We start from the raw sequence: 13,637 nt of genomic DNA on the forward strand, positions 1-13,637 counted from the left end.
CGCGTCGCCTTTGCGCCCGGCGCCGAGGCTGCGGCGGATGCGCCGTTGGGCGGCGCCGTGGTGCGCGTCCATGTCGGTCTAGGCGATCGCATCGCCGCCGGTTCGCCGCTGATCACCGTGCGCAGTCCGGACGGCGCCGCCTCAAGGGCGGACGCCGACGCGGCGGGGGCGACGGTCCAGGCCGCACGCGCCGCCGAACGGCGCGATCGCACCCTGTTCGAACAGGGCTGGGTGTCACAGGCCCGCCTGGACGTCACCGCCGCCGAGACCCGGCGTGCGGAGGCGCAACACCGCGCCGCCCGCGCCCGTCTCGGGGCGTTCGGGGAACCCGGAGCGGACGGTCTGACGGTGGTGCGCAGCCCCATCGCGGGCGTCGTCACTCGCCTGAGCGCGTCGCCAGGTCAGGTGCTGCACGAGGAGGCCTTGCAGGTCGCCGCCGTCGCTGATCCCGGCCGTGTCGAACTGGTGTTCGAGGCGCCGCCCGCCACCGCTGCCATCCTGAAGGTCGGCGACAGGCTGGAAAGCACCGTCGCCGGATCGCGCGTCATGTCCGGGGTCGTCGTCGCCATCGCCCCGGCCAATACGAACGGGGTCGTCGTGGTTCGCGCCCGGCCCGCTGGCGAGACGCCGCCGGCCGGATCGGTCGTCTCCGCCCGCGTTTCGGCCGGCGTAGGAACGGGAACGCCTGTCGTGCCGATCGACGCGGTGCAGACCATAGAGGGCGCGCCGTCCGTCTTCGTTCAGGAGGACGGCGGGTTCCGTGCGCGCCCCGTCGTAACCGGACGAACCTCGGACGGCCGGATCGAGATCGTGTCCGGCCTGACCGGGACCGAACGGATCGCGGGCGTCGGCGCCTTCCTGCTCAAGGCCGAACTGGCCAAGGGCGAAGCCGCGCACGGACATTGATCATGCTGAACCGGATCATCGACGCCTCCGTGCGTTTCCGTTGGCTGGTCGTGGGACTGGCCGTCGTGCTGATTGTTCTGGGGGGGCGCGAACTGCTGCATCTGCCCATCGACGCCGTGCCCGACATCACCAATCGCCAGGTGCAGATCACGACGGTCGCGCCGGCGCTGGGGCCTGAGGAGGTAGAACGCCAGGTCACCTTCCCGCTGGAGACGGCGCTGGCGGGGCTGCCGGGCCTGACCGAGACCCGCTCCCTGTCGCGCCATGGCTTTTCACAGATCACCGCCGTCTTCACGGACGCGACCGACATTTATTTCGCCCGCTATCTGATCAACGAACGACTACAGGCCGCGCGCGAGGATTTGCCCGGCGGGCTCTCTCCCTCGATGGGGCCAGTCGTGACCGGCCTGGGCGAGGTCTACATCTGGACGCTGGAGCTGACCGGCCCCGCGGCTCGGCCCGGCGCGGTCTATGTCACGCCCGAGGGCGAACGCCTCGTCACCGATCAGGAGAAGGCCACCTATCTGCGCACCGTCCAGGACTGGATCGTCGCCCCCCAGCTGAAGACCGTGCCCGGCGTCGCCGGCGTCGATGTGCTGGGCGGGTATGTGAAGGAGTATGCAGTCCATCCCGATCCCAGCCGACTGGCCGCCTATGGCGTCGGTCTGGTGCAACTGGTCGAGGCGCTGGAGCACGCCAATCGCATCGCCGGGGCCGGATACGTCAATCGTGCGGGCGAGGCCTATATCGTGCGTGCCGACGCCCGGCTGAAGAGTTTGAACGACCTGGCCCAGACGCCGATCCTGAACCGCGGCGGCCAGGTGATCCGCGTGTCCGACGTGGCCACGGTCGAGATCGGCCGCGCCCCCCGTTTGGGATCCGCCAGCGCCGACGGCCGCGAGACCGTGGTGGGCACGGCCCTGATGCTGCAGGGGGAGAACTCGCGCGAGGTGGCGCACCGCGTCGGCGAGCGGCTGAAAGCCATTGCGCCCAGTCTGCCGCCCGGCGTGGTCCTCGAGCCCGAACTGGACCGCACCGAACTGGTCGAGGCGACCATCCGCACGGTGGAGCACAATCTGTTGCTCGGCGCCCTGCTGGTCGTCGCCGTGCTGTTCTTCGCCCTGGGCAATGTGCAGGCGGCCATAATCACCGCTCTGGTCATTCCGCTCAGCTTCCTGTTCGCCGCCTCGGCGATGAACCGGTTCGGAATCAGCGCCAATCTGCTCAGCCTGGGCGCGCTGGACTTCGGCCTGATCGTCGACGGCGCCGTGGTCGTGATCGAGAACACCCTGCGCCTCCTGGGCCTGAAGCGGGCGGAGACCGGGCGGCCGCTGACGACCGCCGAACGGCTGTCGGTCGCCGCCGCCTCGGCGCGCGAAATGGCGCGGCCGGCGGCCTTCGGCCAAGGCATCATCCTGCTGGTCTATGCGCCCTTGCTGATGTTCGAGGGAGTCGAGGGCAAGATGTTCGGCCCGATGGCCGCCACCGTCATGCTGGCGCTCGCCGCCGCCTTCGTGCTCAGCTTCACCTTCGTGCCCGCCATGGCCGCCCTGTTGGTGCGCGAGCCCAAGGCCGATCATGAGGAGACGCGGCTGACCCGCGCCGCCAAGGCCCGCTACCAGCCGCTTCTCGCACACGCCATCGCCCGACCACGGCGTGTCTTGGCCGGCGCGGGCGTCGCCTTGTTGGCCGGCGTCCTCGCCTTCCTGACCCTGGGGCGCGAGTTCGTGCCGCAACTGGATGAGGGCGACGTTCTGGTCCAGGCCCTGCGCGTGCCCTCGACCTCGCTGGAACAAAGCCAGGCGATGCAGTTCCAGGTCGAGCGCGCGCTGAAGGCCATGCCCCAGGTCGATCGGGTCTTCACCCGCACCGGCACCGCAGAAGTCGCATCCGACCCCATGCCGCCGTCGATCTCGGACACCTTCGTCATCCTGAAAGATCGCCGCGACTGGCCCGATCCGCGACTGCCGAAAGCCGATCTGGTCGCGGAGATGGAGGCGCGGCTTTCGACCCTGCTGGGCAACAACTACGAGTTCACCCAGCCCATCGAAATGCGGTTTAACGAACTGATCGCGGGTGTGCGTTCGGACGTGGCGGTCATGGTCTATGGCGACGATTTCGCCGCCATGGAGCGCACGGCCCAGCAGGTGGCGCGCGTCCTGAACGGCATCGAAGGCGCGGCGGACGTGCGCGTCGAGCAGGTCTCGGGCCAACCGACCATCACCGCAAGCGTGGATCGCACCGTGGCGGCGGCGCAAGGGATTCATGCCTCCGACGCCGCGGACGCCCTGGCCGTCGCCTTCGCCGGCCGCTCGGCCGGTCAGGTCAATGAGGGCGACCGGCGCTTCGATGTGGTCGTGCGGCTGGACGACGCCCTGCGCGCCGATCCGGCCGTGATGGAGCAGCTGCCGGTCATGCCCGAGAACGCCCAGTCCGGGGCGCCGACCGTGCCCCTGTCCTCGGTCGCTCGCTTCGATGTCGGCGAAGGGCCGAACCAGATCAGCCGCGCCGACGGCAAGCGTCGCATGATCGTCCAGGCCAATGTCCGCGGCCGCGATCTGGGCGGTTTCGTCGCCGAGGCGCAAGCCAAGGTCACCGAACAGGTTCAGCCGCCGCCATCTGGCTGGATCGATTGGGGCGGTCAGTTCGAGAATCTGCAACGGGCCTCGGCCCGTCTGGCGCTGATCGTGCCGATCGTCTTCCTGACCATCGGCCTGCTGCTGGTGATGGCGCTGCGATCGTGGAAGGATGCAGCCTTGGTGTTCGCGAGCGTGCCCTTGGCCCTGGTGGGCGGCGCGATCGCGCTTGCGCTACGAGGGATGCCGCTGTCGATCAGCGCGGCCGTCGGCTTCATCGCCGTCTCTGGCGTGGCGACGCTGAACGGCCTGGTGCTGATGCAGGCCATCCGCCAACGCCTGACCGAGGGCGACCCGCCGGCCAAGGCGGCACTCTACGGCGCCGTCGGCCGCCTACGCGCTGTCCTGACCACGGCCCTGGTCGCCGTCCTGGGCTTCGTGCCCATGGCGTTCGCCTCAGGCGCCGGCGCCGAGGTGCAAAAGCCCCTGGCCACAGTCGTCATCGGCGGGCTTACCACCGCGACGGTCCTGACCCTGATCGTCCTGCCGGTCCTCGCGGGATGGCGGCAAGCAGGTGCTGTTCACGACTGATCGACAGCTATGATTAACGCCCGCGACGCATACCGCTTTGAGACGTCGCGCTTGCCGAAACGCTTGCGTAGAGACCTTCCGAAAGTCAATCATGGGTCAAACTTCGCGTTCAGCGGCTGATCATCAGCCACACCGAAAGCGGACACCGCTAACCGCCGGCTTATTCAGACCCAGTAATCGGCAATCTGACGACATCAAAGTCCATAAGAATTCAGTATCCGGTTTGCGTTTGCTTGAACGTAGACTTGCTCAAAGATCAGCGACGAAATCTTGGTAGGCAGTCTCCATGCAGCTAATGCCAATCGCCGCCGCCGATCGGGGCTCCGGGCGGGACGGGCTGAGCGAGGGGCAGGGTTTCGGCGAATGCCTTGAGGCCCTCTACGGGTCCCGTCAGAGCTTGGGCCAGATAGGCGCACTGGGACGTTTCGAGGCGGTCGCCACGGCAATGCTTCAGATCCTGACCAAACCGCCCCGCCGCGTCGCGAACCGCGCCTTTTGCGGTCGAGGATAGGTCCTTGCCCTGGATAAGCCCAGCGAGATAGGCGACGTAGCGCGCCCGCGCGACGCGGCGCAGTTCGGCCTGGCGCGCGTTCAACAGCCGTCTTGGCCCCACGGTTCGGGCGATGCGGTCCAGCGTTTCCTCCAGGCCCAGTTGCGACGGATCGCGGCGCTGCTGTTCGACCAGGCGGTTCAGGCGCTCTGGCGCGAGCAGGGTCTCGAAGACCGTCTCGACGGCCGCTGCTGCGGCTGCTGACGGGTCGAATACCGCATCGGTGCGCCCTTCGAACAGTTCGATGTCGGTCTGGCGATCCGGCACGCCCGACTGGGCCGAGGACAGGAGGTCGATCACACGGTTTGGCAGGTCCAGCGTCTCTGGCGACAGGGCCAGAATCAGTGCGTCCAGCGCCGCGCGTTGACGGTCGGCGGGTACGGGATCGGCCCGTTCGCGCCCGTCGCCGCTAACGGCATAGGCATAGTCCACCCCGCCGATCTGGCGGCCGACCGCCGTCGTCTGATAGCGATGATACAGATAGATCGGCACGATCACCCGCCGCAGGTCCGCCGCCGGCGCGCCCGCCGGCAAGTTGTTCAGACCGAAACGCGACAGGGCGATGCGTCGCACCGCCAGGGTGTTGGCGTACTCGGCGATCACGTCCGCGCCATTGTCCCACATGGCGCCATAGGGCTGCAGACTGCCCAACGGCCGGGTGTCGGTGTCGTTGACGAAGCGATAGCCCTTGGCCTGGGCGTCCGCCGCCAGGGTCGCGCGGCGCGCCTGCGGGTCCTGGCCCGGCGCATCGCCATACAGCCAGTCCACCACGAACCGATCCCAGACGCCGACGCCGGTCGTATAGGCCCGGCTGAAGTCCAGACGGTCGCCGTCCGCGACCACCCACGGCGCGGGATAGTCCATCACCGAGGCCCGGCCCGTGAAGGTCGAGGCGGCGAAGTTGTGGGCGATGCCTAGGGCATGACCGATCTCGTGCGCCGACAACTGGCGCAGGCGCTGATAGGCCAGTCGGTCGGGATCGTCTTCGGCCCCCGTTCCGCTGCGGTCGGCGCCGACCAGACCCTCGAAGATCATCTTGTCCTGACGGTCGCGCAGCGAGCCAAGCTGGACCACGCCGCGCACGATCTCGCCAGTGCGCGGGTCGTTGACGCTGGATCCCGTAGACCAGCCGCGCGTCTCGCGGTGGACCCAGGAAATGATGTTGTAGCGCGCGTCCATCGGATTGACGCCCTCGGGCAGAAGCTCGACGCGGAAGGCGTCGATATAGCCCGCCTGATCGAAGGCCTGGGCCCACCAGTTCCCGCCCTCGATCAGGGCCTGTTGGATCGCGGGAGGTGCGGCGCGGTCCACATAGAATACGATGGGCTTCTTTACCGGAGAACGGGCGGCCGTCGGGTCGGTCTTCTCCAGTCTGAAACGCCGGGCCAGGCGGCTGACCACCGGGTGATCCAGATCGGCGGCGAAATCCGTCACGATGATCTGCGCCGAGGTGCCCGAGCGCGGATCGTGCGGCACGGGCTGAAATCCGTCGTCCGGCAAGCGAACGAAAGAGTGATGAACCGTCAGCGTGACCGCGCGCGAATCCGGCGACACCCGCGACAGATCGGCGGCCGGTTCGTCGCTGGTGAAGGTCTGAACCGTTTCGAACTCGATGTTCTCTGGTAAGACCAGCGTCTGGGCCATATCGATGAAGCTGAGGGTCGGCGCGGGTTTGAACGCGCCCAGTCTCGCGCGCTTCAACCGCGCCACGGCGTTGACGGCGTCCCGCTCCAGGAAGCCGGACAGATCGACCGTCACCGCGCCGTCGGCCGCCGTCTCGATCACTTCCCCGGACCACACCACGGGCGCGGCGAAGGAGGCGGCGACGGCGTTCACCTGGTCGGCGTCGGCGTCCTGGGCGCGGAAACGCGAATTCTCAAAGGCGGCGAAGACGCGGTTTCCAACCTTGCGGAAGACCACGATCTGCGCCTGCCCCAAACCCGAACGGTCCAGGCCCGCCCCGTCCATGCCCAGACCGGCGGACAGTCCCGGCTGATACAGATAGCGGCCCAGGACGCCATCGGCGCCGGGCGCGGGCAGACGCGCCGTCACCTTGCCCTTCTGCTGATCCGTGCGAACCGCGAACAGCCCCTCCTGCCAGGGGGCGGTCGCCGGGGCTGAGGTCGCTTGCGCCCGCGTTTGCGCCATCGCCGGAACGGCCGAAGCCAAAACCAGTGCGGCGACGCCCGCCATCAGAACCTTGCGCATTGTCGTCTCTCCGGTCGCGTCTTAGCGCACACCCAGCGCGAGGGCGTCGGGGCGGCGCGTGTCGGCGGCGCCCAGGAAGCGGTCTCCTTGAATCATGATCGACTGGGTGCTGCCCATGGTCATCGACGGCCGCACCGTGTGACCCCGCTCGCGAAGAAGCCGCTCGACGTCGGGCGAGAATCCGCCTTCCAGCTCCAGCGGGCTGTCGCCGCCGCCCTGGTTCAGGCGTGGCCGCATGGCGGCCTCGGCGATGTTCAGGTCATGGTCGATGACGTTGGAGATCAGTTGGACCATGGTGGCGATGATGTAGCCGCCGCCGGGCGTCCCCGTGACCAGCCACGGTTTGTCGCCCTTGAACACGATCATCGGCGTTATGGTCGAGCCCAGCCGCTTGCCCGGCGCGGGCGAGTTCGGCTGGTCGCGCGTGCCCCAGGCGAAGTTGTCCAGATTGTTGTTCAGCAGGATGCCCGTTCCGACCGGGGCGACATGCGCGCCGTACGAGTTGGACAGGGTGTAGGTGTTCGAGACCGCATTTCCCTTGTCGTCCGCCACCGAGAAGTGCGTCGTGTCCTTGCTCTCGAACGGATAAGGGTTGCCCTCGGGGATGTCGTCGGCGCCCAGCGAGCGATCCAGCGAGATCAGCTTCACCCGCTCGGCGGCGTAGGCCTTGCTGGCCAGGCCGTGGGCCGGTGCGTTCCACTGCGGCGCCCCGCCGATCAACCGTCGGTCGGACGAGGTGATCTTCATCGCCTCGGAGATCAGGTGCAGGCTGTCGACGCTGCCCCAGCCCATGGCCTTCAGGTCGAAATGCTCCAGCAGATTCAACGCCTCGGCTACGCTGACGCCGGAGGCGGTGGGCGGCATATAGGCGATGCGATCACCGCGATAGCTGCCCCATATCGGCTCCGACACGTCGGCGCGATAGGCGGCCATGTCAGCCAGGGTGATGACCCCGCCCCGCGCCTGGATGCCCGCCACGATCTGACGCGCAAGATCGCCCCGATAAAATTCGTCGGCCCCGCCGCGCGCCACCTTGCGCAGGCTTTCGGCCAGCAGGGGCTGACGGAAGACTTCGCCCGCCTGGTAAGGTGTCCCGTCCGGCTTCAGATAGGATTCGCGCGCGCCAGGGTCGGTCGCCAGGACCCGCGCCCGGCCGGCCGTGGCGTCGGCCTCGCCCTCGGACAGGACATAGCCGTCCTGGGCCAGGCCGATCGCGGGGGCCAGAAGGTCGGCCCAGGGCATGGAGCCAAAGCGGCGGTGCGCCTCCCACATTCCCATGACGGTGCCGGGCACGGCGACATTGACGAAACCCGAGGGCTTGGAGCGGTCGAACTTGCCGTCCGCTCCCAGCAGCAGTTCCGGCGTCGTCGCGGCCGGGGCCGTGCCGTAATAGTTGATGGCGATGTCCTGCGCCGGCCGATCCGTGGTCGCCGCCATGTGCGCGACCATATAGCCCGAGCCGCCGATATTGCCGGCGCGCGGCAGGGTCACGGCCTCGGCGAAGGCCACGGCGATGGCTGCATCCACCGCATTGCCGCCGCGCCGCAGAATGTCCACCCCGACGCGCGTCGCGGGATCGCTCTGGCTGACCACCATTCCGCCGCGACCGGCGACCGGGCTGTGGATCTGGCCATAGCTGACGATGTCGCCGCCGCTGCCAGCGGTCGGCCGAACCGCGACCGGCGCTTCCTGCGCCAAAACGGGCCATGCGGCCAGGAAGGCGGCCGTCGCCACCGCCAAGACTCTGGTCTGAAAACGCACGTTCACCCCCTGCACGGCCCCGATTGCACTCTGAGCTTGACCTGCCCTCCTTCAAAAGACAACCCAGCCAACGCGATACGATTGCGGAAACGGGAGATTCAAGGACAGGTTGTGGCCATTATATTTCGCGAACAGCACACAGCGAACAAGATTTAACCTTCGCTGGTTGACGTCTCCTTTGCGGCGGTTTCTAGTCTCGGTCACGGCTGTTCGTCGGCGCACGTCGCTTTGAAGCGTACGCATTCGGCGATGCGGTCTGTGAAGCGCATCGGGGGATGCCGAGTTCGATGATCAGTAAAGGGGATGACAAGACCATGCGTGCAGCCTTCGCTCGCCAAAGCCTGAAGACCGCCATGTTGGCCACCACGGCGCTGTTCGGCGTCGCCACCGGCGCCGTGGCCCAGCAGGCCGACCCGCAGCCGGCGGAGATTGACGAGGTCGTCGTCGTCGGTTCTCAGATTCGGGGCGCCAAGGTCACGGCCGCCCTGCCCGTCACCGTCATCGGCGAGGAGCAGATTTTGGCGACGGCCGCCTCCTCGGGCGACGAACTCCTGCGCTCCATCCCGCAGATGGGCGACGTGACGTTCAACTCCGCCTACCTGCCCGCCTCGTCCAACTCGGCGCGCGGCGACACCGGGTCGGTCAATCTGAGAAACCTGGGTATCGGCAACACCCTGGTCCTGCTGAACGGCCGCCGCGTCGTGGGCCACCCGACGTCGCAGGCGAACGAGCACTTGGTGCCCGTGCTGACCTACAACACCAACGCCATTCCGGTGTCGGGCCTGAAGCGATTGGAAGTGCTGCGCGACGGGGCCGCCGCCATCTACGGCGCCGACGCCGTGGCGGGCGTGGTCAACACCGTGCTGCGCGACGACATGACCGACTGGACCGTCTCCAGCCAGTACGGCGGCGCCGAGGGCACGGGCCTGCGCGAGTTCAACTTTTCGCTCTACGGCGGTCAGGACATCGCCGAGGGGCGCGGCAACATCTCGGCCTTCTTCAACTATGACCACCGCAGCGAACTGACCACGCTGGAGCAGCCCTACACGGCCTCCGACGACAAACGTCCGCTGTTCGCGGGCACGGGGTTCGAGAACAACTCGGGCCTGAACGGCCTGTCGTCGCTGACGCCATGGGGCCAGTTCACCGTAGCGAGCGGCTCGGCCAGCTATGGCGCGGTGACGGGCTTCACCACCTTCACTATCCAGCCGTCGACGCTCAGCGGCTGCGCCGCCGCCCTGGCCAACGGCCTGTGCCTGAAGAAGACGACCAACGTCGACCCTTCCCTATTGGCGGACACCGCCCAGGAAAACCTGACCGTCATTCCCGAAATCGACCGCTACAACCTGTTCCTGACCGGCCGCTACAAGATCAACGACGCGGTGGAGTTCTTCGGCGAACTGGGCGGCTATCGCGCCCAGTCCCACGCACGCCAGGCGCCGATCAATACCCTGTCGTCGGTCGTCATGACCATTCCAGGGAGCAACGCCTACAACCCGTTCCAGCGCGATGTCCGCCTGACCGGCTATCGCTTCAACGACATGGGGCCGATCAACGTCGACGTCACCAACGAACAATACCGGATCCTGGGCGGGCTGCGCGGCGACTGGCGCGGCTGGCGGTGGGAATCGGCGCTGGTCTGGTCGGAAGCCTCGGCCAAGGACGTCTCGGACAATATCTCGACCACGCGCCTGGCGGAATGGGCGGCCAAATCGACGCCCGACGCCTACAACTTCTTCAATGGCGGCGACCCGGCCAATCCGCGCTTCGGCGATTCCACCCCGTCCAACCAGGCGGCGCTGGACGCCATCCGCGTGGACATGGTGCGCAAGACCAAGACGGAGCTGGGCCTGTGGGACTTCAAGGTGTCGCGCCCCGATGTCTTCCAACTGCCCGCCGGCCCGGTCGGCATGGCGGCGGGCGTCGAGTTCCGCACCGAAAGCCAGCTGGACGACCGCGACAGCCGCATCGACGGCACGATCCACTACACCGACAAGTCGGGCGCGACCTATGGCGATCTGATCAACTCGTCGGAAAACCCCGACACCTACGGCGAGCGCGACGTCTTCTCGGCCTATCTGGAAGTCGCCGCCCCGCTCGTCTCGCCCGAGATGGACATTCCGCTGGTGCATAATCTGGAGGTTCAGCTGGCGGGCCGGTTCGAGAACTATTCGGACTTCGGCGACGTGGCCAAGCCCAAGATCGCCGGCGCCTGGGACATCGTCGACGGCTTCCGCATCCGCGCGTCCTGGGCCCAGGGCTTCCGCGCCCCCAATCTGGAGCAGATCAACGCCACCGTAATCACCCGTTCGAACAGTTCGAACGACTACATCTATTGCGAGGCCCTGCTGCGTCGCGGCGCCATCACCAATATGAACCAGTGCGGCGCCAGCACCGTGTCGCAGATCCCCAACACCTTCCCCGACAGGGCCAACGCCACCCAGACCCACGTCCGCAAGCTGACCGCGGAGCGGCGCTCGGGCAATCCGAACCTGCAACCGGAAGAGTCGGAAACCACCTCGGTCGGCGTGGTGATCCAGCCCCGCTTCCTGCCGGAGCAGCTGGGCGACTTCACCGTCACGGCGGACCTGTGGAAGGTCGAGCAGACCGGCATGGTGGGTCTGTTCCGGGGTCAGAACGCCCTGATCCTCGACTATCTGCTGCGCAAGAGCGGCGGGTCCAACCCCAACGTCGTGCGCGCCGATCCGACGGCTGCGGATCAGGCCATCTTCGCGGGCACCGGCCTGACGCCAGTCGGCGAGGTGCAGTACATCACCGACGCCTACAGCAACCAGCAGCCCCAGACGGTCGAAGGGCTGGATCTGGGCGTGATGTGGAACCTGCGCGGCACCCGCGTCGGCGACTTCAGCCTGAACCTGAACGTCTCGCACCTGATCAAATACTATCTGGAAATGTCGCCGGGCATGCAGGACCTGCAGGCGGCCCGCGACGCCGGGACCATTCCCGCCTCCATCACCTTCGGCGGCCGCATGGGCGATCTGATCGACGACCAGGGGCGGCCGGAATGGAAATGGTCGCTGTCGGGCAGCTGGCGCTATCGGAACCTGACCGTCGGCGCCTTCAGCCAGTACATCTCGTCCATGTACGACAGCAGCCTGGTCAACTCGACCGGCGACTACTGGACAATCGACTCGACCCTGACAGCCAACCTCTACGCCGAATATCAGTTCGACCAAGGCGCCCTGTCCGACACCTCGGTTCGCCTGGGCGTGCGCAATCTCAGCGACGAGCAGCCGCCGCTATCGGCGGCCGGTTATCTGGGCACCGTGTATCAGCCGTACGGCCGTTACTGGTACGTCAACTTCCGCAAGACCTTCTAATCCTGCCTGACGGGCGGAGGGTTCGTCCCTCCGCCCGCCGCTTCTTCAGTCGCCTATCGGAGTTCCCCCCATGAAGCCCGTCTCGATGCGCGCCCTCGCCCTGGCTGCGGCCCTGGCCGGTATCGGCCTGCCGGCCGCCGCCGCCGAACTGTCGCCCCAGGCCCGCGCCCAGATCCTGTCCACCGTCGAACGGAACGAGCCGGCCCTGGATCACGCGGCGCTGGAAATCTGGAAGTTCGCCGAGTTGGGCTATCAGGAGACGCAAAGCACCGCCCTGCTGCAGGGCCAGTTGCGCGACGCCGGCTTCACCGTCACGCCGGGGATCGCAGGCGAACCGACGGCCTTCCTGGCCAGCTACAAGACCGGCGACGGCCCCGTCATCGCGGTGCTGGCCGAGTATGACGCCCTGCCCGGCCTGTCTCAGACCCTGAGCCCGGTGCAGCAATCGGCCGGAGCCCCGGCTGGGCACGGCTGCGGCCACAACCTGTTCGGCGCCGCCTCGGTCCAGGCCGCCATCGCCGTCAAGGACTGGATGGCCGCCAACAACATCAAGGGCGAGTTGCGCGTCTATGGCACGCCCGCTGAAGAGGGCGGATCGGGCAAGGTCTATATGGTCCGCGACGGCCTGTTCGACGACGTGGACGTCGCGGTCCATTGGCACCCCGGCGACGTCAACAGCGCGCGCCAGGGCGACACCATGGCCAATGTCTCGGGCAAGTTCCGCTTCTATGGCACGGCCGCCCACGCCGCCGCCGCGCCGGACAAGGGCCGCTCGGCCCTGGATGCGGTCGAGGCGATGAACGCCATGGTCAATCTGATGCGCGAACACGTGCCCGACCGCACCCGCATCCACTATGTCATCACCGACGGCGGCCGCGCGCCCAATGTCGTGCCGGCCTATGCCGAAAGCTACTACTATGTCCGCCACACCAACCCTCAGATCGTTCGCGACGTGCTGGAGCGGGTCAAGAAGGCGGCGGAAGGCGCGGCGCTCGGCACCGGAACTCGCGTCGAGTTCGAGGCCATCGGCGGCGTCTATTCCATGCTGCCGAACGAGGCCCTGATGACCGTCATGGACCGAAATCTGCATGCGGTCGGCGGCATCACCTGGACGCCCGAGGAAATCGCCCTGGCGACCGAAATCCAGAAGACCCTGGCCTCCAAGCCGCCGCTGTCCAGCGTTGGGCAGATCGAGCCGGCCGTGATCGGCGGCGACTTCGGCGGCTCGACGGACGTGTCCGACGTCAGCTGGGTCACGCCCACGGTCGGCCTGTCGACCGCCACCTTCGTTCCGGGTTCGGCGGGTCACAGCTGGCAGAATGTGGTGGCGGCGGGCTCCTCCATCGGCCTGAAGGGCGCTCACTTGGCGGCCAAGACCCTGGCCTTGACCACGGCGGAACTGTTCCAGAGCCCGGAAACCATCGCCGCCGCCAAGACCGAGTTCGAACGCCGCCGCGGCCCCGACTTCCAATACCGCGCCCTGCTAGGCGACCGCGCACCAGCTTTGAATTATCGCGACTGAGTTGATTGCCGCACGCCATCCCGGTGAGAGGCGGATCACGCCACCTCTTACCGGGAACGCCTGCGTCAGGTCGATCAGCGACCTGTCGGGGCCGGCGGCGCAGGCGGCGTGCGGCCATCGACAGGCGGAGGCGGGAGGACCCCGGCAGGCGCAGGCGGCGGGGCGACGCCAGCTGCCGGCGG

General features: G+C 67.7%; 6 protein-coding genes. 4 read left to right on the top strand and 2 right to left on the bottom strand.

The window, feature by feature from the left end:
- Together RTU05_RS13625 and RTU05_RS13630 are read left to right on the top strand one after the other, a co-directional pair.
- On the top strand, positions 1 to 906 hold a 906-nt coding region (locus RTU05_RS13625; RefSeq protein WP_312598903.1), incomplete at its 5' end, for an efflux RND transporter periplasmic adaptor subunit.
- Between the two features lie 2 nt (positions 907 to 908).
- Positions 909 to 4,073: a CusA/CzcA family heavy metal efflux RND transporter gene (locus RTU05_RS13630; protein ID WP_312598904.1), complete on the top strand. Its 3,165-nt coding sequence runs from the start codon at positions 909 to 911 to the stop codon at positions 4,071 to 4,073.
- Positions 4,074 to 4,365: 292 nt separating this feature from the next.
- Here the strand turns inward: RTU05_RS13630 and RTU05_RS13635 are convergent, their stop codons facing one another.
- Positions 4,366 to 6,831 carry a zinc-dependent metalloprotease gene (locus tag RTU05_RS13635; protein ID WP_312598905.1) on the bottom strand — a complete coding sequence of 822 codons (2,466 nt, stop codon included), beginning with the start codon at positions 6,829 to 6,831 and terminating at the stop codon, positions 4,366 to 4,368.
- Between the two features lie 21 nt (positions 6,832 to 6,852).
- Positions 6,853 to 8,592 (bottom strand): gamma-glutamyltransferase, encoded by a 1,740-nt coding sequence (gene ggt / locus RTU05_RS13640; RefSeq protein ID WP_312598906.1) that lies wholly within the window; start codon positions 8,590 to 8,592, stop codon positions 6,853 to 6,855.
- Between the two features lie 314 nt (positions 8,593 to 8,906).
- On the opposite strand from ggt, the gene RTU05_RS13645 reads away from it, so the two are divergent.
- Positions 8,907 to 11,933 (top strand): TonB-dependent receptor domain-containing protein, encoded by a 3,027-nt coding sequence (locus RTU05_RS13645; protein ID WP_312598907.1) that lies wholly within the window; start codon positions 8,907 to 8,909, stop codon positions 11,931 to 11,933.
- Positions 11,934 to 12,003: 70 nt separating this feature from the next.
- Positions 12,004 to 13,455, top strand: a complete 1,452-nt coding sequence (locus RTU05_RS13650) for an amidohydrolase (RefSeq protein WP_312598908.1) — start codon at positions 12,004 to 12,006, stop codon at positions 13,453 to 13,455.
- Positions 13,456 to 13,637 lie beyond the last annotated feature (182 nt).

It is taken from the genome of Brevundimonas sp., from assembly GCF_032017145.1.
Classification (GTDB): Bacteria; Pseudomonadota; Alphaproteobacteria; order Caulobacterales; family Caulobacteraceae; genus Brevundimonas.